At 68.4% G+C, this 24,688-nt stretch carries 29 protein-coding genes and 1 pseudogene; 12 read left to right on the top strand and 18 right to left on the bottom strand.

Features of this window, described 5'->3' with window-relative positions; all coding sequences use genetic code 11:
• Positions 1 to 128: 128 nt before the first annotated feature.
• The 6 genes from OMW55_RS08580 to OMW55_RS08555 all read left to right on the top strand — a co-directional run bounded on the left by OMW55_RS08580 (position 129) and on the right by OMW55_RS08555 (position 4,914).
• A complete protein-coding gene (locus OMW55_RS08580; protein WP_264882417.1) occupies positions 129 to 296 on the top strand; it encodes a hypothetical protein in 168 nt (55 codons plus the stop codon).
• A 119-nt stretch (positions 297 to 415) separates the two neighbouring features.
• Positions 416 to 763 carry a hypothetical protein gene (locus tag OMW55_RS08575; protein WP_264882415.1) on the top strand — a complete coding sequence of 116 codons (348 nt, stop codon included), beginning with the start codon at positions 416 to 418 and terminating at the stop codon, positions 761 to 763.
• 36 nt (positions 764 to 799) lie between these two features.
• The gene (gene rlmN / locus OMW55_RS08570) at positions 800 to 2,005 is read left to right on the top strand and encodes a 23S rRNA (adenine(2503)-C(2))-methyltransferase RlmN (protein ID WP_264882413.1); all 1,206 of its coding nucleotides are present in this window, start codon (positions 800 to 802) and stop codon (positions 2,003 to 2,005) included.
• Positions 1,998 to 2,756 carry a sulfite exporter TauE/SafE family protein gene (locus tag OMW55_RS08565; protein WP_264882411.1) on the top strand — a complete coding sequence of 253 codons (759 nt, stop codon included), beginning with the start codon at positions 1,998 to 2,000 and terminating at the stop codon, positions 2,754 to 2,756. Before rlmN ends, OMW55_RS08565 begins: the two co-directional genes overlap by 8 nt.
• A 38-nt stretch (positions 2,757 to 2,794) precedes the next feature.
• Positions 2,795 to 3,643 carry an oxygenase MpaB family protein gene (locus OMW55_RS08560; protein WP_264882409.1) on the top strand — a complete coding sequence of 283 codons (849 nt, stop codon included), beginning with the start codon at positions 2,795 to 2,797 and terminating at the stop codon, positions 3,641 to 3,643.
• A gap of 32 nt (positions 3,644 to 3,675) precedes the next feature.
• Positions 3,676 to 4,914, top strand: coding sequence for an SAM-dependent methyltransferase (locus OMW55_RS08555; protein WP_264882407.1), 1,239 nt, complete (start codon positions 3,676 to 3,678; stop codon positions 4,912 to 4,914).
• Here OMW55_RS08555 and OMW55_RS08550 read toward each other — a convergent pair.
• Positions 4,847 to 6,682 carry an AcrB/AcrD/AcrF family protein gene (locus OMW55_RS08550; RefSeq protein WP_264882405.1) on the bottom strand — a complete coding sequence of 612 codons (1,836 nt, stop codon included), beginning with the start codon at positions 6,680 to 6,682 and terminating at the stop codon, positions 4,847 to 4,849. The two genes, OMW55_RS08555 and OMW55_RS08550, sit on opposite strands and share 68 nt — an antisense overlap.
• A gap of 71 nt (positions 6,683 to 6,753) precedes the next feature.
• Here OMW55_RS08550 and OMW55_RS08545 point away from each other — a divergent pair, with 71 nt between their 5' ends.
• Positions 6,754 to 7,158: a GtrA family protein gene (locus tag OMW55_RS08545; protein ID WP_264882404.1), complete on the top strand. Its 405-nt coding sequence runs from the start codon at positions 6,754 to 6,756 to the stop codon at positions 7,156 to 7,158.
• Position 7,159: 1 nt separating this feature from the next.
• Positions 7,160 to 7,885, top strand: a pseudogene (locus OMW55_RS08540) (class I SAM-dependent methyltransferase); the annotation flags it as partial.
• Here OMW55_RS08540 and OMW55_RS08535 read toward each other — a convergent pair.
• The 3 genes from OMW55_RS08535 to OMW55_RS08525 are packed head-to-tail and all read right to left on the bottom strand — an operon-like array spanning position 7,813 to position 12,012.
• A complete protein-coding gene (locus tag OMW55_RS08535; RefSeq protein ID WP_264882403.1) occupies positions 7,813 to 8,865 on the bottom strand; it encodes a glycosyltransferase family 2 protein in 1,053 nt (350 codons plus the stop codon). The pseudogene OMW55_RS08540 and the gene OMW55_RS08535 sit on opposite strands and share 73 nt — an antisense overlap.
• Positions 8,862 to 10,445: a hypothetical protein gene (locus OMW55_RS08530; RefSeq protein ID WP_264882402.1), complete on the bottom strand. Its 1,584-nt coding sequence runs from the start codon at positions 10,443 to 10,445 to the stop codon at positions 8,862 to 8,864. Before OMW55_RS08530 ends, OMW55_RS08535 begins: the two co-directional genes overlap by 4 nt.
• A gap of 46 nt (positions 10,446 to 10,491) precedes the next feature.
• On the bottom strand, positions 10,492 to 12,012 hold the full coding sequence (locus OMW55_RS08525) for a hypothetical protein (protein ID WP_264882401.1): 1,521 nt from the start codon (positions 12,010 to 12,012) through the stop codon (positions 10,492 to 10,494).
• A gap of 115 nt (positions 12,013 to 12,127) precedes the next feature.
• Between OMW55_RS08525 and OMW55_RS08520 the strand changes: the two genes are divergently transcribed.
• Positions 12,128 to 12,682 carry an EF-hand domain-containing protein gene (locus OMW55_RS08520; protein ID WP_264882400.1) on the top strand — a complete coding sequence of 185 codons (555 nt, stop codon included), beginning with the start codon at positions 12,128 to 12,130 and terminating at the stop codon, positions 12,680 to 12,682.
• A gap of 24 nt (positions 12,683 to 12,706) precedes the next feature.
• On the opposite strand, the gene OMW55_RS08515 is transcribed toward OMW55_RS08520, so the two are convergent.
• From OMW55_RS08515 to gluQRS, 10 genes are read right to left on the bottom strand one after another with little or no spacing between them, the layout of a single operon-like run.
• Positions 12,707 to 13,327 (bottom strand): MarC family protein, encoded by a 621-nt coding sequence (locus tag OMW55_RS08515; RefSeq protein ID WP_264882399.1) that lies wholly within the window; start codon positions 13,325 to 13,327, stop codon positions 12,707 to 12,709.
• On the bottom strand, positions 13,324 to 13,959 hold the full coding sequence (locus OMW55_RS08510; protein WP_264882397.1) for a hypothetical protein: 636 nt from the start codon (positions 13,957 to 13,959) through the stop codon (positions 13,324 to 13,326). The genes OMW55_RS08515 and OMW55_RS08510 overlap by 4 nt, the downstream gene beginning before the upstream one ends.
• Positions 13,956 to 14,849, bottom strand: a complete 894-nt coding sequence (gene folD / locus OMW55_RS08505) for a bifunctional methylenetetrahydrofolate dehydrogenase/methenyltetrahydrofolate cyclohydrolase FolD (RefSeq protein ID WP_264882396.1) — start codon at positions 14,847 to 14,849, stop codon at positions 13,956 to 13,958. Before folD ends, OMW55_RS08510 begins: the two co-directional genes overlap by 4 nt.
• A gap of 1 nt (position 14,850) precedes the next feature.
• On the bottom strand, positions 14,851 to 15,144 hold the full coding sequence (locus tag OMW55_RS08500) for a YggT family protein (RefSeq protein WP_264882395.1): 294 nt from the start codon (positions 15,142 to 15,144) through the stop codon (positions 14,851 to 14,853).
• Positions 15,145 to 15,188: 44 nt separating this feature from the next.
• Positions 15,189 to 16,133, bottom strand: coding sequence for an L-histidine N(alpha)-methyltransferase (egtD, locus tag OMW55_RS08495; protein WP_264882393.1), 945 nt, complete (start codon positions 16,131 to 16,133; stop codon positions 15,189 to 15,191).
• Complete coding sequence (gene egtB, locus OMW55_RS08490; RefSeq protein WP_264882391.1) at positions 16,123 to 17,361, bottom strand: ergothioneine biosynthesis protein EgtB; 1,239 nt, start codon at positions 17,359 to 17,361, stop codon at positions 16,123 to 16,125. The genes egtD and egtB overlap by 11 nt, the downstream gene beginning before the upstream one ends.
• 19 nt (positions 17,362 to 17,380) lie before the next feature.
• Positions 17,381 to 17,914: a DUF1440 domain-containing protein gene (locus OMW55_RS08485; protein ID WP_264882390.1), complete on the bottom strand. Its 534-nt coding sequence runs from the start codon at positions 17,912 to 17,914 to the stop codon at positions 17,381 to 17,383.
• 50 nt (positions 17,915 to 17,964) lie between these two features.
• Complete coding sequence (locus OMW55_RS08480) at positions 17,965 to 18,531, bottom strand: cob(I)yrinic acid a,c-diamide adenosyltransferase (RefSeq protein ID WP_264883966.1); 567 nt, start codon at positions 18,529 to 18,531, stop codon at positions 17,965 to 17,967.
• Position 18,532: 1 nt separating this feature from the next.
• On the bottom strand, positions 18,533 to 18,736 hold the full coding sequence (locus OMW55_RS08475) for an HIG1 domain-containing protein (RefSeq protein ID WP_264882389.1): 204 nt from the start codon (positions 18,734 to 18,736) through the stop codon (positions 18,533 to 18,535).
• 11 nt (positions 18,737 to 18,747) lie between these two features.
• Positions 18,748 to 19,584: a tRNA glutamyl-Q(34) synthetase GluQRS gene (gluQRS, locus tag OMW55_RS08470; RefSeq protein WP_264882387.1), complete on the bottom strand. Its 837-nt coding sequence runs from the start codon at positions 19,582 to 19,584 to the stop codon at positions 18,748 to 18,750.
• 168 nt (positions 19,585 to 19,752) lie between these two features.
• Here gluQRS and OMW55_RS08465 point away from each other — a divergent pair, with 168 nt between their 5' ends.
• The gene (locus tag OMW55_RS08465; protein WP_264882386.1) at positions 19,753 to 20,319 is read left to right on the top strand and encodes an HNH endonuclease; all 567 of its coding nucleotides are present in this window, start codon (positions 19,753 to 19,755) and stop codon (positions 20,317 to 20,319) included.
• Here the strand turns inward: OMW55_RS08465 and OMW55_RS08460 are convergent.
• Complete coding sequence (locus OMW55_RS08460; protein WP_264882384.1) at positions 20,316 to 21,179, bottom strand: UTP--glucose-1-phosphate uridylyltransferase; 864 nt, start codon at positions 21,177 to 21,179, stop codon at positions 20,316 to 20,318. The two genes, OMW55_RS08465 and OMW55_RS08460, sit on opposite strands and share 4 nt — an antisense overlap.
• The gene (locus OMW55_RS08455; RefSeq protein WP_264882382.1) at positions 21,176 to 21,526 is read right to left on the bottom strand and encodes a hypothetical protein; all 351 of its coding nucleotides are present in this window, start codon (positions 21,524 to 21,526) and stop codon (positions 21,176 to 21,178) included. The genes OMW55_RS08460 and OMW55_RS08455 overlap by 4 nt, the downstream gene beginning before the upstream one ends.
• On the opposite strand from OMW55_RS08455, the gene OMW55_RS08450 reads away from it, so the two are divergent.
• Positions 21,525 to 22,079 (top strand): TlpA family protein disulfide reductase, encoded by a 555-nt coding sequence (locus OMW55_RS08450; RefSeq protein ID WP_264882381.1) that lies wholly within the window; start codon positions 21,525 to 21,527, stop codon positions 22,077 to 22,079. The genes OMW55_RS08455 and OMW55_RS08450 overlap by 2 nt on opposite strands.
• A gap of 10 nt (positions 22,080 to 22,089) precedes the next feature.
• Here OMW55_RS08450 and OMW55_RS08445 read toward each other — a convergent pair whose 3' ends face one another.
• A complete protein-coding gene (locus OMW55_RS08445; RefSeq protein ID WP_264882378.1) occupies positions 22,090 to 22,833 on the bottom strand; it encodes a hypothetical protein in 744 nt (247 codons plus the stop codon).
• A 184-nt stretch (positions 22,834 to 23,017) separates the two neighbouring features.
• Here OMW55_RS08445 and OMW55_RS08440 point away from each other — a divergent pair, with 184 nt between their 5' ends.
• Positions 23,018 to 23,734 (top strand): CPBP family intramembrane glutamic endopeptidase, BDIM_20840 family, encoded by a 717-nt coding sequence (locus OMW55_RS08440; RefSeq protein WP_264882377.1) that lies wholly within the window; start codon positions 23,018 to 23,020, stop codon positions 23,732 to 23,734.
• A 10-nt stretch (positions 23,735 to 23,744) separates the two neighbouring features.
• Here OMW55_RS08440 and dapD read toward each other — a convergent pair whose 3' ends face one another.
• Positions 23,745 to 24,566, bottom strand: coding sequence for a 2,3,4,5-tetrahydropyridine-2,6-dicarboxylate N-succinyltransferase (gene dapD / locus OMW55_RS08435; RefSeq protein ID WP_264882376.1), 822 nt, complete (start codon positions 24,564 to 24,566; stop codon positions 23,745 to 23,747).
• Between the last annotated feature and the right edge of the window lie 122 nt (positions 24,567 to 24,688).

Below are 24,688 nucleotides of genomic sequence, written 5' to 3'. Positions count from 1 at the left end.
TTGGCAGGATGGTCGCGCCATGGTGCGTGCCTTGGAAGTTCCGCCGGTTGACTCTGCGTTAACCTTGCGATTGGAGCAGGTAGCCGCGCCACTGGCTGGGGGCGGCTCAAGGAAACGGACGCAAGGTGATGCGCAGGTTGCTGACGAACATAGCGGGAGCGGCGCTGGCCGAGGTCGCGCTGGGCGTGGCACTGGCCGGAGCGGCGGTGGTAGTGGGCTCGATCGGTCTCAACGCCGCCGTTCAGCAGGCGGTTGCGCAGGATCGGGCGGTGCAGGCCGGCACGGCCGTTCGCTGATTGCCCTGCTCGGCGCGGCCGCGCTCGGCGCCGCCGCGCCATCCCGCCTCCTGTTCGCCAATCCCTACTGGGCCGCGTTCGATCGCGGCGCGACCTGCGCGGCGAATGCCCGCTCGGAAGTGATTGCCCCGCCCGGCCGGGATCAGGCCCGCGCCACGGTCAGTTTCGACCGCCGTCCCGGCCCACGCCGCGGCGAGCTGCACCTTCGCCTCAGTCGCCCGGCCCGGTCCGGCACCGCCGCCCTGCTGCAGGTCGGCGGGACGAGCTTCCAGCTGATTACCCGCGGCGTCGACGCGTGGAGCAGCGGTCCGTCGCAGGAGGCCGCGATCATCGGCGCCATGCGGGCGTCCGGCGACATGCGCCTCCGCTTCCGCTCGGCGGACGGCGCCCACACCGACCGCTACCTGCTGCCCGGCGCGCCGACCGCGATCGACGCCGCCGCGGCGGCCTGTTCCGCCGCCCGCTAGGAAATTGCAGCATTCGTCGCTACATGGCGGCTTCCCATGAGCGCTGATACCACCTTGATGCCGATCCCCGGCCCGGTCGACCCTGTGCCCGTTCCCCGTGCCGCCCCGGCGCGCGAGGATGGGCGTGTCGAGCTGGTCGGCCTGTCCCGCGAGCAGATTCGCGCCGCCCTTGAAGCAGCCGGCCTCGAGCCGCGGCAAGCCAAGCTGCGGGCCAAGCAGCTGTGGCACTGGATCTATAACCGCGGGGTCACCGACTTCGCGCTGATGACCGACATCGCCAAGACGCAGCAGCCGTGGCTGGCCGAGCGTTTCTCGATCGAGCGCCCGGGCGTGGTCGAGGCGCAGGTGTCGACGGATGGCACCCGCAAGTGGCTATTGAAGACGCACGACGGCCATGACTTCGAGATGGTGTTCATCCCCGACACGGATCGCGGCACGCTGTGCGTGTCGAGCCAGGTCGGCTGCACGCTCAACTGCCGCTTCTGCCATACCGGCACCATGCGCCTGGTCCGCAACCTGGAACCGCACGAGATCGTCGGGCAGGTCATGCTCGCTCGGGACGCCCTGGGCGAATGGCCGAGTCAGCCGGAAGGCCGCATGCTGACCAACATCGTGATGATGGGCATGGGCGAGCCGTTGTACAATTTCGACAACGTCCGCGACGCGCTGAAGATCGTCATGGATGGCGACGGCCTGGGCCTTAGCAAGCGCCGGATCACTCTCAGCACCTCGGGCGTGGTGCCCATGATGGCGCGAGCCGGCGAGGAGATCGGGGTCAACCTCGCGGTCTCGCTGCACGCGGTCACCAAGGAGATCCGCGACGAGATCGTGCCGCTCAATCGCAAGTACGGCATCGAGGAGCTGCTGCAGGCCTGCGCCGATTATCCCGGCGCGAACAATGCGCGTCGAATCACCTTCGAGTACGTGATGCTCAAGGACAAGAACGACAGCGACGAGCATGCCCGCGAGCTGGTGCGGCTCATCCGCCACTACCGCCTGCCGGCCAAGGTCAACCTGATTCCGTTCAATCCCTGGCCCGGCGCCGAATATGAATGCTCCACGCCAGAGCGGATCCGCGCGTTCTCCAACATCGTGTTCGAGGCCGGCATCAGCGCGCCCGTTCGCACGCCCCGCGGTCGCGACATCGACGCCGCTTGCGGACAGTTGAAGACGGCGGCCGAGAAGCGGAGCCGCGCCGAGCTGGACCGGCAGGCCGAGGAAAAGCTGCGGGCGCTTGGCTGAGCCGGCCTGGCTGGCGCTGGTAGCGGCCGCCGGACTGGCCGGTGGCGCGATGAACGCGCTAGCCGGCGGCGGCACCTTCGCCACCCTGCCGGCCCTGCTTGCCGTCGGTCTCCCGGCCAACATCGCCAATGCCACCTCCAATGTCGCCCTGCTGCCCGGCGCAGCAGCCAGCGCCTGGACCCTGCGCGACGAGCTTGGGCCCGTCGGCGGCGTGACGTGGCAGCGGCTGGCGGTGATCAACTTCGCCGGAGGACTCATCGGCAGCCTGCTGCTGGTGCTGACCCCCACCCGCACCTTCGACCTCCTTATCCCCTGGCTGGTGCTCTACGCGTTCCTGGTCCTGCTGGCCGGCCGGCAGGCGTCGGACTGGCTGGCCGAGCGGGTCAGCATCGGGCGGCGGACCCTTCTTGCGATGCAGGGCCTGCTCGGCATCTATGGCGGCTACTTCGGTGGCGGCGTCGGCCTGATGATGACCGCGACTTACGGCCTCCTCGCCGGCCTCGATCCTCGGGCCCTGTTCGCGCCCCGCACCCTGATGCTGGCGGTCACGAACCTCGCCGCGGCGCTGGTCTTCGTCGCCTTTGCCATGGTCGACTGGCTGCCCTGCGCCGTAATGCTGACCGGGGCGGTGGTCGGCGGTTGGGCTGGCGCCCACTGGGGCAAGCGCCTGCCGGCCGAGGCCGTTCGCGGTTGGACCCTGCTGGTCAGCGGCGCCACCACGATTGCCTTCTTCATCCGCGCCTACAGTTAAGCTCGCGACCTTTGCCCGCGGCAGGCGTTAGCTCTCCCATGGCCTCCCTCGCCCCGACCGAAGCATTGCGCCGCCGGATTGCCGGTGAAGTGGTCGCCTTTTTCAACGATTCCGAGCGAGGACAGCGGCCGATTCTCCGCAGCGAGCAGGCGCTGTGCCCGCCCGGCGGCGTTGCCTGGCGCGTGCATGGCGACGTCACCGGCATGATGGTCGGCGGCATCGCGGCGCTGTTGCTGCAAATGCTCCACCCCAAGGCGTTGGCGGGCGTGTGGGACCACAGCGACTTCAGGCGCAACATGCATGGCCGGCTACGCAACACGGCGCGCTTCATCGCCGTGACAACTTACGGCGACCGGGCCGACGCCGAGGCGGCGATCGCGCGGGTGCGGCGCATCCACGACCATGTGAACGGAACGCTCCCGGACGGCACGCCGTACGACGCGAACGACCCGCGGCTGCTGGCCTTCGTCCACCTCGCCGGCTCGGCCATGTTCCTGGCCGGCTGGCGGCGCTTCGGCGAGCCGTCCATGAGCCTGGCCGACCGCGACCTTTACTGGGCGGAGGTCGCGCCGGTCGCCCGCCTGCTCGGCGCTGATCCGGTGCCGGACACCGATGCGCACGCCCAGGCGCTGCTGAACGGGTTTCTGCCCGAGCTCAAGCCGGACGAGCGCAGCCGCACGGTGCGCGACATCATCCTCAAGGCACCGCCCGAGAAGCTCCGCACCCTGCCGCTGCAGGCCCTGCTGATGCAATCAGCCGTGGACCTGCTGCCGCCGTGGGCGCGGCGCCTGCACGGCCTGCGTTCGTCCGGTGTCGGCCAGCCGGTGCTCGGGGCGGCCACCTTCGGCCTCGCCTCGACTTTGCGTTGGGCGCTGTCGCCGCGCTAGGAAGGCGCCAAACGCATCTTCAGGGGTACCATATGTCGCTGATCACCAGGCTGGCGGGCTCGCTGGTCAAGCGCGGGCGCATCGAGGTGGAGCTACCCGGCGGTCGCCGCGAGACGCTCGGACCGGGCGACGGCAAGGAAGTCGCGCTGCGGATCACCGACGCCAAGGCGCTACGCCAGCTGCTTCGCAAGCCGCGTCTTGCGATCGGGGAGCTGTACATGGACGGCCGGCTGGTGATCGAGCGCGGCTCGATGCTCGACCTGCTGGAAATCGTGGTCGGCTCCAACCCGTGGGAGCAGGGCGGCAAGCGTGGCAAGACGGCGCTTAGCAAGGGCCGCTTCAATGACTTGAAGGCGATCTTCCGCCGCAACCAGGCCGCCAAGTCCCGCCGCAATGTCGCCCACCATTACGATCTCGACGACCGGCTGTACGACCTGTTCCTCGACCCGATGCGCCAATACAGCTGCGCCTACTTCACCGATCCCAAGAACAGCCTGGAACAGGCGCAGCTCGACAAGCTGGCGCACATCGCCGCCAAGCTCGACCTCAAGCCCGGCCACCGCGTCCTTGACATCGGTTGCGGCTGGGGCGGGCTGGCCATCTACCTCCACCGGGTCGCCGGAGTGAAGGTGCTGGGCGTCACCTTGTCGACCGAGCAGCTCGCCTACGCTCGCGCCTGGGCCGAGCGGGAGGGCGTTGCGGATCACGTCAAGTTCGAGCTGATCGACTACCGCCACGTCACCGGCACGTTCGACCGGATCGTGTCGGTCGGCATGTTCGAGCATGTCGGCCTAGCCCATTATGACGAATTCTACGGCACCTGCGCCTGCCTGCTCAAAGCGGACGGGGTCATGCTGCTCCACACCATCGGCAAGCTCGGCGGTGCGGGCTCACCCGACCCGTTCACCGACAAGTGGATCTTCCCCGGCTACCACCTGCCTAGCCTCAGCCAGATGCAGGCGACCAGCGAGAAACACCGAATGATCGTCGGCGATACGGAGACGCTGCGGCTGCACTATGCCTACACGCTGCGCCACTGGCTCCAGCGCTGCCAGGAGCGGCGTGCGGAGATCGTTGCCATCTATGACGAACGCTTTCTCCGCATGTGGGAGTTCTACCTCGCCGGCGGAATCGTGATGTTCGAGAGCGGCGCGGCCTGCAACTACCAGGTGCAGTATATCCGCGACCGCCGCGCCGTGCCGATCACCCGCGACTATCTGGCCGAGGCGGAGGCGCGCTACCGGACGCTGGGCGCACCCGCCAGATCCTGAATGGGCTGTCCTTGGGCAAGGGGATCGGCTGCAGCCAGCCGGGTACCCGGCCGCGCACCAGCTGCGCGTAGAAGCCCTGCGGCGCGCGGGCCATGAAGATCGTCGCCTGGCTCATCATCGGACAGATCAGCAGGTAGTCGGCGCGGTGCTTGGCGACGAGTTGGTGGGCTTGCGCCTCCGAACCGCGGAACGCCTTCATGAGGTCGGCGATCGCCTCGCCATTGCGGTGGTAGGGTCCGGCGATGGCGTTGTGATGGGTCACGGTGATGATCCGCGGGCCCAGGTCGAGAAAGGTGAAGATCGTGCCTTTCGGCAGCTTCGCAATCGGCCGCAGCGCCCGCATCGAGGGACACAGGCTGTTGGCGCGCGCGACTTGCCGTTCGTACCTGGTCTGCGGCGGCGACTTGAGTAGCCCCAGGTTGAACGCGAACGGGACCGCCGCGCCTAGGCCGGCCACCACCAGCACCGCCGTCGCAATCGAGGCGACCAGCCAGTTCTTGGCGTGCCACGCCCGCGGCAGCAGCAGCCATACCAGCGCCGCCGCGCCAGCGCAGCCGAGCAGCTGCGCGGACGGACCGGCGCGGGTCTGCCAGAGCAGCAGCGCCAGCGGCACGATGGACACGACCGCGACGGCCGCCGTGCGGCGGAACAGGTCGCGCTCCACCCGCCAGTTGCGCGCCGTCAGCAACAGCCAGCCAAGCGCACCCACGGCGGGCAGCGTGACCACCTGCAGCACCGTGCGCCAGCCATGTTCGTAGATCGGCTTGGCCTCCCGCACATTGTTGAGCCACAGCTGCGCCACTTCCGGCGAGACGCCTTCCAGCCGGTGGAGGCAGTGCGGCCAGGCCAGCGCATGGAAGGCGGCGACGATCACCCCCGCAACGGCCGCCATCCCCAGCCGTACCGTCCACCGCTCTGGCGAAAGAGTGGCCACCAGCCACAGCAACGCGCCGCCGAGCAGGGCATCGGACAGCCACACCGGCGACAGTGCATCGCACACCGGTGCCCGGTTGGCGTAGCTGGCGAACAGCAGGAAGCCGACCGTGCAGCCGCCCGCCAGGCTGACGGCATAGCAGGCCAGCCGCTCGCGCTGCCCGCGGTCGTCGACCCACATCAGCACCTGCGCGGCCGCCGCCAGTGCCAGGTAGATCAGCATCTCAAGCCCTATGCTGAGGGACAGGGCGGTGGCCAGACCCACGGTCAGGCCGCCGCGTCGCCGATCAGGGTCGGCCAGCCCCGCCAGCGCGATGGCCAGGCACGCGAGCTGCCAGCCGTGGTGGTCGATTCGGGTCGGCGACACCATGCCGTTGACCGAGCCGGCGAAGAACAGCGCCGCCAGCACCGCGACGAACGCCGCTGGATGAATCAGCCGCCGCGCGGTCAGCGCCAGCGCGCCGCAGATCGGCAGATACGGCAGCAAAGGCGCCACCGCGATCGCGAAACGCTCTGCGTTCGGTCCGCTGGTGACCCAGCGCAAGATGGTGATCAGCCCCGCCAGTGGCAGGTCGACGATCCTGCTCCAGTGGATGTTCGCTCCCGCCGGCGGGTCCAGTCGATACTGCCTGAGGTCGTACCAGCCCTGCCCGTGCATCCACGCGCGCACCTGCGCCAACCGCAGATTGTCGTCCGTGTCGTTGAGCTGGAAGAGCTCGATCCCGCGCCACCGGCTGTACACGAACCAGGCGCACGCCACCCACCAATAGATCAAAACCAGCCAGCGCCAGTTCTTCGCCGTCCAGGCCAGGATCTTGTCGGTGGTGGTCGTCACTGCAGACCCTTGGCGAGCGGAACAAAGTGGCTGGCGCTCTAGCCGGTCCGGCTTAAAGGGCAAGGCGAGCCATGTTGTCGACCCTGCCGCCCCAGCACCGCGAGACCGCGGCCCAGATCATCCGCTTCGGAGTGGTCGGGATCGGGCTGACCCTGCTGTACGCCGCGATATACTGGCCGCTCGCCACCTATGTCATGTGGCCGGTGTTCGCGGTGGTGATCGCCTTCATCGTCGCGGTGACCGCCGGTTTCTTCGGGCACAGCCGGTGGAGCTTCAAGGGCCATGGCAAGGTCGAGGACCGCAAGACCAAGGTTCAGTTCTTCACAGTGCAGACCTTCGGCTTTCTGCTCAATGCCGCCTTCACCTGGATCGGCACGGACGTGCTGCATGGCCCCACCTGGTGGCCGCTGGTCCCGGCCGTGCTGGTGACCCCGTTCGCCACCTACCTCCTCAACCGCTTGTGGGTGTTCGCCTAGAATGGAACGTCAAGTCTACGACCGCATGGCGGAGCTCGACCAGCAGCATTGGTGGTACCGCGCCCGCCGCGAAGTGCTGGACGCCCTCATCCGCCGGAGGGTCCGGCCGCCGCACGGTGCGCGAATCCTGGAGATCGGCTGCGGCACTGGCCACAACCTGCCCATGCTCGGCGCGTTCGGTTCAGTGGAGGCGATCGAAGTCGACGAGTCCGCCCGTGGCATGGCCGAGCAGCGCCTTGGTCGCCCGATCAGCGCCGCGCCCTTGCCGTCGCTCGACGGTGTGCCCGAGCGCCACTTCGACCTGATCGGTTCGTTCGACGTGATCGAGCACATCGCCGACGACGCGGCGGCGCTCGCCAGCATCGCTACGCGCCTGAAGCCCGGCGGCAAGTTCGTCATGACCGTGCCCGCTCACCAGTGGATGTGGTCGGCGCACGATGTCGTAAACCACCACCAGCGTCGCTATTCCAAGGCGTCGCTGAAGCAGCTGGTCGACGCCTCACCGCTGCGGTTGGAGGCGATCGGCTATTTCAACAGCCTGCTGTTTCCGGTGGCGGTCGCCGCGCGGCTGGCGGGCAAGCTCCGCGGCAAGGACGACGGCGACGACACGCTGCCGCCCGCCCCGCTGAACGCTGCGCTGGAGAAGGTGTTCGCTCAGGAAGCGCGGCTGATCGGCCGCGTCCCGCTGCCGCCCGGGCTGTCGCTGTTCGCGATCGCTTCGACGGCTGAGCGACTGCCGCCGTCCGCAACCTGGCCGAGCCCCGCGCGCGCCTGACGCGGGGCGCCGGTGACCTCCTGGACGATGTACAGCGGGCGCTGCTTGGCCTGGCTGTAGAGCCGGCCGATATATTCGCCCATCATCGCCAGCACGAACATCTGCACCGCGCCAAGCACCACGACGACCAGCATCAGTGAGGTCCAGCCCTGGATGCTCTGCCCGCTGATGAAGGCGTAGGCGATGTAGAAGATGATCAGCAGCGAGCCGAGGCTGAGCAGCAGGCCGGCATGGCTGGCGAGCTTCAGCGGCGCCGAGCTGAACCCAGTCAGCGCGTCGAACGCGAAGCGCAGCATTTTGCCGAGCGGGTATTTGCTTTCGCCCGCCGCGCGCTCGGCCCGGTCATAAAGGAACGGCACCTGGCGAAAGCCGATCCAGGCCACCATTCCGCGGATAAAGCGCGCCTGCTCAGGCATCGCCAGCAGCACGTCAAGCGCGCGGCGGCTCATCAGCCGGAAGTCGCCGGCGTCGACGGGGATCGCGATATCGGTTGCCCGTGACAGCAGCCGGTAGAAGGCGGCGGCCGTGGCCTTCTTGAAGTGGGTTTCGCCGGCCCGGCTGCGGCGCACGCCGTAAACTACGTCGGCGCCCTCCTCCCCCATGGTCCGCATCATGTCGGGGAGCAATTCGGGCGGGTCCTGGAGGTCGGCGTCCACGATCAGGATCAGCTCGCCCCGTGCCAAGTCGAGCCCGGCGGTCAGCGCCAGCTGGTGCCCATGGTTGCGGGACAGGTCGACGCACACCAGCCGCGGATCGGAAGCGCTCAGCCGCTGCATCAGCGGCCAGCTACCGTCGCGCGAGCCGTCGTTGACCAGCAGAATCTCGTAATCTTCGCCTACCGCCGACCGCGCGGCGCCCGTCAGTCGCTGGTGCAGCAGGGGCAGGCAGGCTTCCTCATTGAAGCAGGGAACGACGATCGACAGCGCTGTCATGAAGCATTGTTAGCGTCTGCGCCGGGCAGGCGGTAGAGGGCCGATCCGTTCGGCCCCGCCCACACCTTCTGGTAGCCCGCGACCAGCGCCGGATCATAGGCCGGCGGGTCGACCAGCCATAGATAATCGAACGCGTCAGCCGGCAGCAGCCGCAGCATCGGCCCGATCGGATGGGCCGAGCCAAGTCGGCACGCGGGATCGCGCACCAGGTTGGACGGGTCGTAGCGAAACAGCCCGGCGTCGCCGTAGGTGACCGTCAGCAGCTTGGCGCCTGGCACGTCCCAATGGTCGTTGGAGAAGCCTTGCTTGCGCACGACCACCAGGCCGCCAAGGTGCGAGTTCCGCCACATCGGCCAGCTCCGCTCGCGGCAGCTGATGCCCACCAACGACGCCACCCGCGCGCCCTGCGGCATCCGGTCGAGCGCGGTCAGCAATTGCCGCTGCTCGTGAGCGGCGAGCGCCAGGCTCCACGTGTTGGCGCCGATCCGCACCAGGAAGAAGGCCAGCGCCGCCACCGCCAGCATCCGCGCCAGCCGGAGATCCGTCTTCTCCCTGAACCGGATCGCCAGCATGGCGACGGCCCACAGATAGGGCACTAGCCGCATGTCGGCATAGGCCGAGCCGAAGATGATCCGGGGCAGGATGGCAAAAGCGATGCTCAGCACCAGCAGGGTGAAGAACAGCATGCGCGACAGGGTCAGCCGCGGGTGAATAAGCGCCAGCAGGAACACGCCCCCGGTCACCGCCACGGACGCCAGGTCGAACGTTCGCCAGCGGTCGCGCAGCGCCATGGTGATCCAGCGCCACTTGATCTCCCAGTTGAACCAGTCGACCGTGTTGCCGCCGCTGCTTTCGCGCCAGGCGATCATCAGCAGCACGGGCGGCGCCAGGCTCAGGCACTCGAACGCGGCGTGCGGCGCGCTCATCAGCCAACCCTTGCCTTTGTCGTGCTGCCGCACCGTTTCCGACGCGAATGCCAGCAGACCCAGCATGCCCCAGCCGAAGGCATGGGTCAGCCAGACGAGGATCGAAATCGGCACGAACAGCGCGGCTCGCAGCCGCGTCTTGCCGAGCCGCCCAAGCCGGAGCCACAGCCCGAACGCCACGAACGCGAACGCCATCGACAGCGCGAAATTGACGAAGCCGAACAGAAAGTGGTGGCCGTAGACGAACGGCAGCGCGAACAGCGCGGTCGGCGGCAAGCGATAGTGGACCTCGCGCGCGGCCCACAGCATGCCGCCGGCGGTAAGCGGCGGAATGGCGATTACGATCAGCTTGGTCGCCGCCTCTAGCCCGATCAGCTTGGCCAGCGGCACCACCAGCAAGTCGACGCCGAGGTTGCCGACGATCTTCCATTGAAAGGCATAGAAGCGCTGCAGGCTGGCGCTGTCTTGAAGGTCCAGCGCCACCCGATACCGTCCCATGTGGCCGAGCAGGTCCACGAGCGGCGGCACCGGCGGGTAGAGCAGGGGCACGGTGGTAAGGAGAATCACTAGCGCCACGAACCAGCGCCGCTCCCACCACTGCTTCGATCGCCTCAGCGCGGCCGTGTTCGGCGGGGAAGCGACCATCCAGTCCATGCGGCGCCTCCCTAGCGCAGTCGCGTGGCTTTGCCAGCGGCCAGCGTCACCGGCGTGGTAGGCGGTACAGGATCGCGCCTTGGCTGCGCCACACCGGCACGAACCCGGCGAGCAGCCGCGGGTCAGACGGCTCCGTCCCGATCAGCCACAGGTAGTCGAAGGCGTCGCTCGGCACCTCGGCAAGCGCCTGGTCGACGCTCCAGGTGAGAACGCACGTGGCCGGCTGGACCAGTTGCGACGGGTCGGCGGCGAACCGTCCAGGCGGCTGGTAGCGCCGCTCCAGCAGGTTCAGCCCGGACGCGGCCCATTGGTCGTTGCTGAAGCCGTCGCGCCGCACGGTCGCCATCGCCCCAAGGTGCGCGTGCCGCTGCAAGGCCCAGCGGTTGTCGCACGGCTGCCCGACCAGCACGGCGAGGCGCGCGCCGCGTGGCAGGACGGTCAGGGCCGTCAGCAGCCGCTGCTGCTCACTGGCGGCGAGAAGGTTGCTGGCCGTGACCGTGCCGACGCGCAGTCCCGCGCAGGCAAGCGCCGCCACGGCGACACGGGCGGCGGCGCTTGGACCCAGCCGCTCGGTCCGGATCGCCAGCACGCCCAGCGCCAATGCGAAGGGGAACAGCCGCATGTCGGCATAGGCCGAGCCCATGAGCTTGTAGGGTAGCAGCAGCGCGGCCAGCCCAAGCAACGCCGCCGCTCCGCCAAGAGCCGGGTCGAAGCCGAGACGGCGGACGCGGGCGAGAGCGATCGCCAGCACGGCCGCGATCACCGGAGCCATGTCCAGCAGCGCCCAGCGGTCGCGCAGCGCACCCATCAGCCAGCCGAGCTTCTGCGGCACGTCGAACCAGGCTTCGGCAAGCAGCCCGCCCGATCCGTGTGGCCCGAGCAGCAAGAACAACAGGACGGGTGCCAGCGGCAGGATGGCCGCCGACAATTGCGGCAGAACCATTCGCAGCGGCTGGCGCTCAGCGTAGGCGGACCCAAGCACCGCGCCCATCGTCGTAACGCCCAGCATGGCCCAGCCGTACAGGTGAACCACGAACAGGATCGGCCCGGCAACGAGCAGCAGCAGCGGCGACCGGCGCTGGAGCCAGGCGGCGAACACCGCCAGCGCCAGCCCTGCCGCCAGCGCGAAGTTCACGAAGCCGAACAGAAGCGGGGCGGACAGGGCAAAAGGCAGTGCCAGGAACGCCGTTGCCGGCACTCGCCCGTGCGCGGTGCGAGCGATCGCCAGCATGCCGGCGGCAGTGAGCGCAGGGATGGCGACCACGATCAGCTTCACGGCCGGCTCGAGGCCGACCAGCCGGGCGAGCGGCTGCACCAGCAGGTCCACGCCCAGATTGCCCATCAGCGCCCAATGATAGCCGAAGAAGCGCCGCAGCTCCGCCGAGTCCTCGAGGTGCAGCGCGACCTGGTAGCGCGCCATGTGCGCCGGCAGGTCGACCAGGGGCGGCAGCGCCGGCCAGACAAACGGTACGGCGCACAACAGCACCAGCGCAGTCGCGATCGCGCGCGACTGCCACCAGCCGGCGGCCTCTTGCTGGTCGATCAGGGCGCGTGCAGGCCGGTCCACGGCCCTCAACCTACAAGTGTTTGGCCGGGAAGCCAGCAGGTGAACAAGGAGTTCAACAAGCGGTCAGCGGTGCATGCCTAAGGAGCAGTCAACAACGCACCAGGAGTTTGCTCTCATGACGCTCAAGCTTGTCGCCGGCCTGCTTGCCGGCCTCGCTGCCACCGCCGCCGTCGCCCAGGTACCGCAGGGCGGTCTCGGCCCCGGACAGCGCAACGCCACCCAGACCCGCGCGCAAGTCTTGCAGCGCGTTCAAGGCATGTTCGCCCGTTTGGACCTGAACCGCGACGGCGTGCTGACCCAGCAGGAGGCGCAGGCTGCCGGCCAGCAGGTACGCGGACAGCGTGGCCAACGGGCCATGAACCCGGCGCTCCGCCAGCAGCGCTTGGCCCAAGCGTTTGCGCGGCGCGACCTCAACAATGATGGCGTGATTACCCGCGCCGAGTTCGATCAGGTCCGTGCCCAGCATGCCGATCGGCGTCAGGCTGGCCGGCGCGGACAGCGGATGGGCGGCGTAGCCGTGAGCCGGATGTTCGCCACCGCCGACTTCAACCGCGATGGCCGGGTGACGGTGCAGGAGGCGACCGGCGCGGCGTTGCAGCGCTTCGACGCCGCCGATCGCAATCGCGACGGCGTGCTGACGAACGCCGAGCGGCAACAAGCCCGCGGCTAGTGGGGTGGTGGCCGGCGCTAAGCCTCAGGCCAGGACGGCCGGAAAGCTCTCCTTGAGGCCGTCCACCACGAACTGCGCCGCGAGCGCGGCCAGGATCACACCTAGGATCCGGGTGACCATGGCTTCGAGCCGATGGCCGATGAGCCGCATCAGCGGTCCCGCGATCAGCAGCGAGACCATGGTCAGCAGGATTACGGTTGTCATCGCCGCCAGCACCGTGATCGACTCCACCGTTCCGTTGGCGCGGGCGGTGAGCAGCATGGCGGACGCGATTGAGCCGGGTCCGGCGATCATCGGAATGGCCATCGGGAAGACCGAGATGTCCTCCTGAACAACCTGGCTGGCCCGCTCCTCCCGCCGCTCCGTCCGTTTTTCGAACACCATGTCGAGCGCGATCGCGAACAGCATGATCCCGCCGGCGATGCGAAAACTTGCGAGCTGGATGCCAAGCGCTCGGAGCAGTGGCTCGCCCAGCAGCGCGAAGAACATCAGCACGCCCCAGGCGATCAGTGCGGAGCGGATCGCCATTCGCCGTCGCTCGGCCGCGACGGCGCCGCTGGTCAATGAAGCGAAGATCGGCGCGCACCCCGGCGGGTCGATCACCACCAGGAAGGTGACCAGCGCCGAGGTGAACAGCTCGATCATTGCTTGGGCGGCACTGCCACCCGCTGATCGAGCACCAGCTCGAACCGCCGCCCGGTCCATAGCTTGGCCTGCTGCTGCCGGGCGCCGTCCGGCGCCACCTTCCATTGATAGAGCAGGGTGCCATCAGCCGACTGGTTGTAGCCGGTGTCCCCCGGCGGGTTGGCACGGTTGATCGGCGCGCGGTAGGCGGCCTCGATCTGCTTGAGCCTGAGAGCGCGGTTGGTGCACGCGGCCCGCCGCACGGTCAGCCGCGGCGGAATGGTTGTCGCCCGGGCGCCCTCGTCCCCGCCATCCACGCTCCACCGCCAGCCCCGCGCGCCACGGATCCACAAGGTCGTGAAGTAACCGGTAGCACTCGCCAACCGCCACGGCCCGGTGTTGACTGCCGTGCGCCCGTCACAAGACACAAAGCTCTGCTCCGGCCACCATTCCACCGACCTTGGCGGGTTCTTGCGGCCGCGCAGGAAACGCTGCGCCCAAGCCGCCTGCGGCGTGAACATCACGGCGCCTGGATCGGCCCACTTGCGGAACGCGGTCCACTGGCCGAGCCGGCGTGCATCGGCGGCAAAAGCGCGCTCCGCATCCACGGCGGTTGCGACGGGCGCGGCGGCAAGCAGCATGGCGATGATCATAGGTCCTCCGGTACGGCCAGGTTGGCTCGGCGGTGCGCCGCGACCAGCGTATTCCTCAGCAGCATGGCAATGGTCATCGGGCCGACGCCTCCCGGGACGGGCGTAATCGCGCCTGCTACCTCGCGCGCCTCGTCGAACGCCACGTCGCCGACAATCCGGGTCTTCCCCGGCTCGGCCCCGGCAACGCGATTGATGCCGACGTCGATCAGGCAAGCGCCCGGCTTGATCCAGTCGCCCCGCACCATCTCCGCCCGGCCGACCGCCGCCACGAGAATGTCGGCGCGGCGGCAGACCTCGGGCAGGTCGCTCGTGCGGCTATGCGCGATCGTCACGGTGCAGCTTTCCGCCAGCAGCAGCGCCGCCATCGGTTTGCCGACGATATTGGAGCGCCCGATCACCACCGCCTCCAGGCCGCTGAGGCTGCCGAGGTGGCTCTTGAGCAGATGCAGGCAGCCGAGCGGCGTGCACGGCACTAGCGCGTCCGGGTCGCCGACGGCCAGCCGGCCAGCGTTGACGACATGGAAGCCGTCGACGTCCTTGTCCGGATCGATGGCGGCGATCACCCGGGCGGTGTCGATCTGGTCGGGCAGGGGCAGCTGTACCAGGATGCCGTCCACGCTGGGATCGCGGTTCAACTGCTCGACCAGCGCCAGCAATTGCTCCTCGCGCGTGTCGGCCGGCAAGGGGTGGTGCACCCCGTGCATGTTGGCTTCGTGCGTCGCCTTGATCTTGGAGCGGATGTAGACGCTGCTCGCCGGGTCCTCGCCGACCAGCACGGTGGCGAGACCGGCCGCACGCCCGCTCGCGGCACGGAAGAAGTCCGCGGCGATCCCGACCCGCGCCCGCAGCGCCTCGGCCGCGGCCCGCCCGTCGATCAGCGCCGCGGCCATGCTAGACCGCGACGTCGCTGGCGAGCCCCGCCAGCAGCATGCGGACGATCTGGATGGCGATCAGCAGCACCACCGGCGACAGGTCCAGCCCGCCGAAGTCCGGCAGCACCTTGCGGATCGGGCGGTAGATAGGCGCCAGGAACTTGTCCAAGCCGACCAGGAAGCGACGCACGCCTTCCGAACTGGTGTTGATGACGTTGAATGCCACCAGCCAGCTCAGGATCACCTGGGCGATGACAATCCAGCCGAGTACCCGCAGCATCAGGTCGGCGATGTTGAACAAGGCGAGCAGCATGGGCGGGGCTTAGCCGGGCCGCGTGAACGGGGCAACACGCGGCCTCATGGCGCGAACCGCTCCGGCAACGCCTCGGCCAGCACCACCGCGAAATCCCGAGCCGCATCCGTCCACTCGACCACAGGCGTCCACCCGCCGGCCAGCAGCAGTGTCCGCCCACCGCGAGGCCCATATTTGTGGCTGTTTTCCGTGTGGATGCTCTCGCCCTTGGTCATCCGGAACGGCTGGCCGCCGATCCGGAACTCGACGTCGCGGCCAGCCACCAGGTGCATTTCGATCCGGCCTAGGATGTCGTTCCAGCGCGCCTCGTGGCGGAAGGTATCGATCGGCACCGTCCCATCGAGCTCGCGGTTGATCCGCTCGAGCAGGTTGAGGTTGAACGCAGCGGTCACCCCTTCCGGGTCGTCGTATGCCGCCAACAGCCGCTCGACCGGCTTGACCCGGTCCATCCCGATCAGCAGCAGCGCGCCGGTGCCCAGCGTCCGGCGGAAGTGGCGCAAGAGGTCCGTCGCGCTGGCGGGGATGAAATTACCGATGGTGGAGCCAGGGAAGAAGCCAAGCTTCGGCAGCGCAAGGAGGTCGTCCGGCAGGTCCATGCCTTGGACGAAGTCCGCCTCCACCGGATGGATCGGCACGCCCGGCAGCTTGGCCACCAGCTCCTCAGCGCTCGCGCGCAGGTAATCGCCCGATATATCCACCGGCACATAGAACGCCGGTGCAATCGCTTCCAGCAGCAGGGGCGTCTTGGTCAATGATCCGGCGCCGAACTCGACCACGGCCCGCCCTGGGCCGACCCGCGCCGCCACCTCCGGCATGATCCGCTGAAGCAGCGCCGACTCGGTCCGCGTCGGGTAATAGCTCGGCAGCCGGGTGATTTCGTCGAACAGCTCCGACCCGCGACTGTCGTACAGCCAGCGCGCCGGGATCGCCTTGGGCGTGCTGGCCAACCCGCGCAGCACGTCGGTCCGGAATTGGGGATCAGCAGTCACGCGCGAGCCGCACCCCGGTGAATTGCCAGCGGGCCGCCGGCTGAAAGAAGTTGCGATAGCTCGCCCGGCTGTGCCCGCGCGGCGTGGCGCAGCTGGCGCCCTTCAGCACCATCTGCCCGCTCATGAACTTGCCGTTGTACTCGCCCACCGTGCCTTTCGCAGGGTGGAAGCCCGGATGTGGGAGGAAAGCCGAGCCCGTCCAGTTCCAGACATCACCGAAGATGCTACCCCCGGGCTGCGGCAACACCGGTCCGGCCGCATCGAGCTGGTGGCCAGTCGAGGGGTCGGCGCAAGCGGCGAAGCTCTCCCACTCGCATTCCGTCGGCAGGCGCGCGCCGGCCCAGCGGGCGAAGGCGTCTGCCTCGTAATGGCTGACGTGCGCCACCGGTGCGGCGTGGTCGAGCGGCCGACGGCCCGCGAGGGTAAAGGCGCTTTCCTCCTCAATGCGCCAATACAGCGGCGCTTCCACACGCTCCGCCTGCACCCAGGCCCAGCCGTCGCTCAGCCACAGGCTGGCCGTCCGGTAACCGCCATCAGCAATGAATTGCAGCCACTCGCCGTTGGTCACCGGCCGATGCGCGATCTCGTGGGCGCCGAGCAGCACGCGGTAGCGCGGCCGTTCGCAGTCGAACGCAAACCCGCCCTCGGCGGCCCCGATCTCCACGATGCCTTCGCGTCCGCGCAGCCAGGTTAGCGGTTCGCTGGCACGGCGTGATGCAGGCGGCAGATCGCCGTAAGCGGGCTCAAGCGGGTTGGCAGCGAAGGCGGCCAGCAGGTCGGTCAGGAACAGCTCCTGGTGTTGCTGCTCATGCTGGATGCCCAGGTCGACCAGTGCCAGCGCCTCCCCGGACAGACCCGGCAAGGCCTGCTCAAGCGCCGCGTCCACATGCCCGCGCCAGGCGCGCACTTCTTCCAGGCTTGGGCGACTGACCAGCCCGCGGCGAGCCCGCTCGATTCGCGCGCCTTCGCCCTCGTAATAGCTGTTGAACAGGAACGGCCAGCGCTCGTCGAACAACCGGTAGCCCGGCGCGTGGTCACGCAGCACGAACGTCTCGAAGAACCAGGTCGTGTGCGCCAGGTGCCACTTGGCCGGGGACGCGTCGGGGAACGGCTGGAGGCAGGCGTCCGCGTCGCTGAGCGGCCGGGCGAGCTCCAGGGTGAGGGCGCGAGTCGCCGCCAGCCGCGCGGCGAGATCATCGGGCGGGAAGGCGGGTGCGGCGGAGGCCATGCCCGCTCTATAGCTCGCTTCAGGCCGCCTGTCGTTCGCGTCGTTCTTCAAACGCCCGGAACCCGCGCTGCAACGCCAATTGGCTGGATTCCAGCACCGCGCCGAACAGCAGGTGCGATGCCAGGGAATAAGCGTGGGTGGACAGCGGAGTCTGCGTCGGCGGCTTGGCCAGCCCGGCCGCGGGCACTGCCAGCTCGTCGGCCACGGCCCAGACCGCGGCTCCGAACGGTGCGCCGAAGCCGGTCCGCACCGCCGGGTAAGCAGTTGACGCGGCGCCGTAGAGCCCGCCGAGCAAGGCGCCGAACGCGTAATGGGTGGCCTGCCCGGCCGTCTGACGCTCCTTGTTCGGGATCGGCTTGCCGGTGGTAGCCTGGGAGACCTGGTCGGCGGCCTTGACAGTGCTCGGCTCGCCGCCGCCGCCGCGGTCCTGTTCAGGTTTGAGGAGCTTGCTGGCCGCACTCCAGCCGCTCTGAAAACTGTTCATCGCCAATGATGCCACCAGGCCGCCGACAATGCCCAGTGCCCCGTTCCGGACGATGGTCTGTGCGTTCATGGGTGTGCTCCTTCCCGTGCTGAATGAGCAGCGGGGAAGCACAGTTCCGTTCAGTCGCCCCGCGTGGCTCCGGGCACCCACAGCACGTCGCCGCCCTGCTCGGCCGCCGCGGCACGGGCAGCGACGAACAGGTGGTCGGACAGCCGGTTCAGATAGGCCAGCAAGTGCGGGTTGAGCGGGCCGGCCTCGTTCAGCGCGACCGCCGCCCGCTCGGCCCGGCGCACCACCCCGCGAGCGAGGTGCAGCGCGGCGACCGTCCGGCTCCCGCCCGGCAGGATGAAGCTGGTCAACGGCTCCAAGGCCTCGTTCATCGTGTCGATCTCGCGTTCCAGCCGCTCGACCTGTTCGGCGACGATCCGCAGCGCCCCTTCCATCTCGCCGGGAGTGGCGAGGTCGGCGCCGAGGTCGAACAGCTCATTCTGGATCCGCGACAAGGCGACTGCGACCGCATGTCCCGCCGGCAATTCGGCAAGGGCGAGCCCGACGGCGCAATTGGCTTCGTCGACTTCGCCGATCGCCGTCAGCCGCAGCCCGGCCTTGCTCACCCGGCTGCCGTCGACCAGCCCCGCTTCCCCGGCGTCGCCGGTCCGCGTGTAGATGCGGTTGAGCTTGACCAGCTTAGCGCCCGCCGCCGGCAAGCATCAGGATGGCCACCGCCAGGAACACGGCGATCGCCTGGTACAGGACGCGCTTGCGCATCCATTGCTGCTGCTGCTCCTGGTTGCCGACCTTGCCCGACGCCATCGCCATGACGCCGCGGACCAGCACGTAGGCGGTCGCGCCCATGGCGACGACCAGCACGATGATGAGAAGGGTGGACATAGGGATCCTATCTAGGGCTGGAGGAAGCGGAAACCAGTGGGCAAAACGTCCAAGGCCAGGCTTTGCGCCAGTTCCCGGCCGTCTTGCCCTAAGTCCCGTAGCGCCTGCAGCGTGGGCGCCCGGTCGCGCTTGGCCAGCCGCCGCCCATCGTCATGCGCCACCAGCGGGTGATGAAGATAGGTCGGCTCCGGCAGGCCGAGCAGCACCTGGAGCAGCCGCTGCACCGGCGTGGATGGTCGCAGGTCCGCGCCCCTCACGACCAGGTCCACATCGCTGGCGGCGTCGTCGACCACGCAGGCAAGGTGATATGACGAGGGCGCATCCTTGCGCGCCAGCACCGCGTCGCCGATCTGCGCCGCATCGCTGGCGAAGGTAGTCCCGTCCGCTTCCATCCACCCCGGCATTCCGGCCCTGGCGATCGCCGTTGCGCTGTCCAGCCGCCAGCTGTGCGGCGTCGTCTCTCGCCGCTTCGGATCGTCGGCCAGCCCGCGGCAGGTGCCCGGATAGCCACTCCCGGCATCCCCGTGGGGCGCCGTGAGCGAGGCGGCAATGTCCGCGCGCGTGCAGAAGCACGGGTAGACCAGCCCAAGTCGCTTGAGCTCGTCAAGCGCCGCCGCATAGGCGCTGACCCGCTCCGACTGCACCAGCGGCGCGCCATCATGCTGCAGCCCCAGCCAGGCGAGGTCTTCGGTGATCCCGGCGACGAACTCCGGCCGCGCTCTTCCCGGGTCGAGGTCCTCGATCCTGAGCAGCCACCGCCCGGCGGCCCGCCGCCCAAGCACCGCACTATAGGCATGGCCAAGGTGCAACCGCCCCGTCGGCGAGGGCGCGAACCGGGAAGTGCTCACTTGGTGCCCACTTGACCGCCAACCTGCAACTTGCGATTCATGCCCTTGTCACGCCGGTCTGGCACCCGGCTGGCATCAGGGAAGGGCCGAAAACGGTTTCTCCTCCTGGGTGCGACGGGCCGGGAAGCGCGGGTTCGGTCATTGAACGACCGGAGGCACCGCGCGCTCGTGTACCAACCCGAACTTATCCGCCATCCCGACAGCTGTCCCGCCCTCGTCCTCAACGCCGACTATACCCCGCTGAGCTATTACCCGCTGAGCCTGTGGCCGTGGCAGACCGCGGTCAAGGCGATGTTCCTCGAACGGGTCGACGTGGTCGCCCACTATGAGCGCGAGGTTCATTCGCCGACCCACACACTGAAACTGCCCAGCGTCATCGCGCTGCGCCAGTTTGTCAGGCCCAACGAGTATCCGGCGTTCACCCGCTTCAACCTGTTCCTGCGCGACCGCTTCCGCTGCGTTTATTGCGGCTCCGGGCGGGAGCTGACCTTCGACCACGTCATCCCGCGTGCCCAGGGCGGCCGCACCACGTGGGAGAATGTCGCCACGGCCTGCGCGCCGTGCAACCTCAGAAAGGGCGGCCGCACCCCGCGCCAGGCCGGCATGCCGATCCACCGCGAACCGATCCGGCCGACCAGCTGGCAGTTGCAGGACCATGGCAAGAGCTTTCCGCCCAACCACCTCCACGCGAGCTGGCGCGACTATCTCTACTGGGACGTCGAACTGGAGCCTTAGGCGACGGCTTCCCGCACCACGTCACGCAGGTCGTCCCGTCCGAGCGCCAACGCGATCGTCGCTCGCACGTACCCCGCCCGGTCGCCGCAATCGTGCCGCACCGCATCCACCTTGACCGCGTGGAACGGCTGCCGGCCGATCAGCTTGGCCATGGCGTCGGTCAGCTGGATCTCGCCGCCAGCGCCGGGTTCCTGCGCGTCGAGCACGCCCATGACTTCCGGCTGCAGGATATAGCGACCGATCACGCCCAGGAGGGACGGCGCAACCTCGGGCGCCGGCTTCTCCACCAGCCCGCGCACTTCGGTCAGCCTGCCGTCCATATTGCCCGGCGTGACGATCCCGTAGCTCGCCGTCTTCTCCGGCGCGACTTCCTCCGCGCAGACGATGTTCCCGCCGACCTTGTTGTAGGCGTCAACCATCTGCCTGAGCGCGCCGGGCGTCCCCGCCATCAGGTCGTCAGGCAGCAGCACCGCGAAGGGTTCGTCACCGACTACGTGCCGGGCGCACCAAACGGCATGGCCGAGGCCCAACGGCTCCTGCTGGCGGACGCTGATCAGTTCGCCATACGGGACCCGGCTGGGTTCCAGCACGGCCAGGTCCTTGCCTTTCGCGCGCATAGTCGATTCAAGTTCGAAGCTCAGGTCGAAATAGTCGACCAGCGCCGACTTGCCGCGGCCGGTCACCAGGATCAGCTGCTCGATCCCCGCCTCGCGCGCCTCATCCACCGCATATTGGATCAGCGGGCGGTCGATCACCGTCAGCATCTCCTTGGGCATGGTCTTGGTTGCGGGCAGCAGGCGGGTGCCGAGTCCAGCGACGGGAAAAACGGCCTTGCGAACGGGTTTAAAGGGCTGGTTCATTTGGGTGAGGCGGGTCCTGGATCGTTGGTGCGGGTTTCGGCCTGGCCATTGGTTTCCACCGTCGGCGCGGCCCCGCCGTCGGGCGGCGGAAGGTCGAAACGGTCGGCGCTACGGGGCCGGTTCCGCGACTGGATCTCGTCCGTCCGTTCGGGCCGGGCATACGGCGGGGGCGTCAGCAATTCCTCGGCAGTCGGCACTGTCTGCGCCAGCTTGGGCTTGACCGGCAGCGGCTGGCCCGGCGCCGGCTCAAGATCGCCCACCTTGCCGCAAGCCGCCACCAGCAACGCGCCACACAGCAGCACGATGCCCTTCCCAAGCGTGGGGGCAAGCGGGTAGGCCACCATCATGCGCTCCCCCGCCCTGCTGTTCCTGGCACTGCTCATCGTCGGCTGCGATAGGCAAGTTTCCCCGCAGAACCAAGCCGAACCCGCGTCCGCTCCGGCCGCAGCCCCCGCGCAGAAGGCCGGCGGGCTCGACCGTACCCAGGCCGGCAAGGCCGCGCCGGCGATCGAGTTCAAGAACGGCGATGCGGAGGACACCAGCCTTGCCGAGCTATCCGGCAAGCCCGTGCTGCTGAACCTGTGGGCGACCTGGTGCGCGCCGTGCATCAAGGAGCTGCCCACCCTCGCCAAGCTGTCCAAACAGGCGAACGCGCCGCAGGTCGTCGCCCTGAGCCAGGACATGCAGCCCCAGTCGACCGTTGCCGCCTTCTTGGACGAGCGGAAGATCGACCTGGAGCCGTTCCAGGACAAGGAAATGGCGATGAGCAGCGAACTTGGCGTCAACATCCTGCCGACGACGATACTCTACGGCTCGAACGGCAAGGAGATCTGGCGCTACTCGGGTGACCTTGACTGGACCGGCCTGGAGGCGGCGAAGCTGCTGAGCGAGGCGCGCTAGGGAGCTCTGCTCACTTCTTCTTGGGCCCGCTTTCCATCTGGGCTTGGAATGTAGCGCCGTCTTTGGCGAGTTCCGGCATCAGGCGCATGATCTCGGGAAAGGCCTCAAAGGTACCGCGGATCACGTCGGGCTCGAACCACAGGCCGATCATCTGGCGGCCGTAGGCGGCGCCAGTCGGAGTCGCCAGGAACGCTTGGATCTCGCCCAACTGCCGGGTGTCGAACTTGCGTGCCAGCGACCGCGCCATGCCGTCGCGGAAGCGGGGCTCCGCCGCGTCGGCCACCTTGGTCAACATAACCTGCGCGAACGCCTTGCCCGCCGCAAGCTTGGCGTCGAAGTTTGGGTCCTTACGCGTGAGCGCGAGGCGCAGCGGCTCCGTGCTCGGCGGCTTGCCTGCCTTGCCATTCTTCTTCGCCGACGTCGGCGCCAGGTCCGCAAGGTCGGCTTCGCTCATGCTCAGCACATGGTCGACCGTCTTGTCGATGAAGCCGTTCATGGCCTGCGCATAGGCGCCCTTCGGGAACATTCGGAACGTCGCGTCGCGCGCGATCGCCAGCCGGGCCGGCTCTGGCTCCGGACCGGCCGGAAACACCTTGTCGATGATCTTCATCATGCCCGCCATCGCTTCCATCGGATCGACGGCTCGCCGGCCCGTGGCCGGCGCGGTGGTGATGACGGGCGGCTTCATCGCATCGGTAGTCGTCGGTTTGCCGACAGCGGCGGCCGCGAGCGCGAGCATGAGATTGAACGACATCTTTTCTTCCCCCCTGAGCCAACCGGATATGCAGCCCGGCGGCCTTGATCAATCGGGCGCCCATGGGGCCGGAACCCTTACCGGCAGGTTTCGCTGGCCCGGCAATCAGCACCAATCGCCCAGGCACCGGCGGGCTGGCGTCGGCAGCCTCGTTGGCTACACTTGTTGGTGGGGGGGTAGGCCGATGGACGGACTGATCGCGCTTGGGGGTACGCTGGGCCTGCTGCTGGTGGCTGGAGCTGTCATCGGCCTGGCGCAACGCCGCAACTTCGATGTTCGCTGGTTGCTGATCGCCGCGCTGCTGGTGGCGGTGAACGACTTACTGCTCACCCGTGGCTACGGCTTGCTGCCAAAGCTGGTTCCGGCGGCGACCCGCAACTGGCAGGGGCAGATCCTTGCCCTCGGCGCCACCCTGGTCCTTGCCTCGCTGCCCGCATTCGGCTGGCGCCGCGTCGGACTGACAATCAAGCAGCGCGGCGGGAGCCTGCGGGCCGCCGTTCCGGTCGCCCTGCTCTATTGCGCCTTCTTCCTCGGCATCGCGCTCGTCTTCGGCGGCGATACGAGCACGCCTGAGGATGTCGCCTTCCAATTGACCATGCCAGGCTTCCAGGAAGAGCCCTTCTACCGCGGCATCCTCCTCTTCGCGCTCGATCGCGCGTTCACCGCTCGGGTTCGGCTGCTCGGCGTCGATTGGGGCTGGGGTGCGGTCCTGTCCTGCTTGTTGTTCGGCCTCGCTCACGCGTTCGGCTACGGAGACGGAGCCTTCTCGTTCGATCCCATGGTCATGGCCCTGACCGCGATGCCGTCCTTCATCGCGGTCTGGTTGCGATACCGGACCGGCAGCCTGCTGCTGCCCGTCCTCCTGCATAATTTCGGCAACTCGATCTCGCTGTGGATCTGAGCGAGGCCGCTCAGTCGCGCAGCAGCTCGTTAATCCCCGTCTTGGACCGGGTGCGCTCGTCCACGGTCTTGACGATCACCGCACAGGCGAGGCTCGGGCCGCCGTCTTTCCCCGGCAGCGTGCCCGGCACCACCACCGAATAGGCCGGCACTCGGCCGTACATGACCTCGCCCGAAGCGCGGTCGACGATCTTGGTCGAGGCGCCCAGGAACACGCCCATGCTCAGCACGGAGCCGCGCTCCACCACCACGCCTTCGGCCACTTCGGACCGCGCGCCAATGAAGCAATCATCCTCGATGATTACCGGCCCGGCCTGAAGCGGTTCCAGCACGCCGCCGATCCCTGCACCGCCGGAGACGTGAACGTTGCGACCGATCTGCGCGCAGCTACCGACCGTCGCCCAGGTGTCGATCATCGCGCCCTCGCCGACCCGCGCGCCAATGTTGACGAAGCTCGGCATCAGCACTGCGCCGGGCGCGATGTAGGCGCCGCGGCGGACGATTGCGCCCGGCACCGCGCGGAACGCCGCCGCCCTGAACTCCGCCTCGCTCCAGCCGGCAAACTTGCTCGGGACCTTGTCCCACCAGTGGGCCGCGCCCGGACCACCGCCGATCAGCTCCATCGGCTGCAGCCGGAAACTCAGCAGCACCGCCTTCTTGAGCCACTGGTGAACTTGCCAGCCGTCGTTCGCCTGCTCGGCGATCCGCGCTTCGCCCGAATCAAGCAGCGCCAACGCCCGGTCGACTGCCCCGCGCACGTCACCACGGGTATCTGGACCGATGCCGTCCCGCTCTTCCCAGGCGTGTTCAATGACCTGCTGCAGCTGTTCCACGTCATGCTCCCCTGGGTACCAAGCGGCCCCGCTCCTAAGCGCGCGGTCCGCTTTCAGCAAACTGAAAGCTTCCCTTCCGCATAGGCCAATAAATCTGTAAACTTATCAGCGGCTTGGTGGAG

It is taken from the genome of Sphingomonas arvum (assembly GCF_026013565.1).
GTDB lineage: Bacteria > Pseudomonadota > Alphaproteobacteria > Sphingomonadales > Sphingomonadaceae > Sphingomicrobium > Sphingomicrobium arvum.
This window is presented reverse-complemented; position numbering and strand designations above follow the sequence as displayed.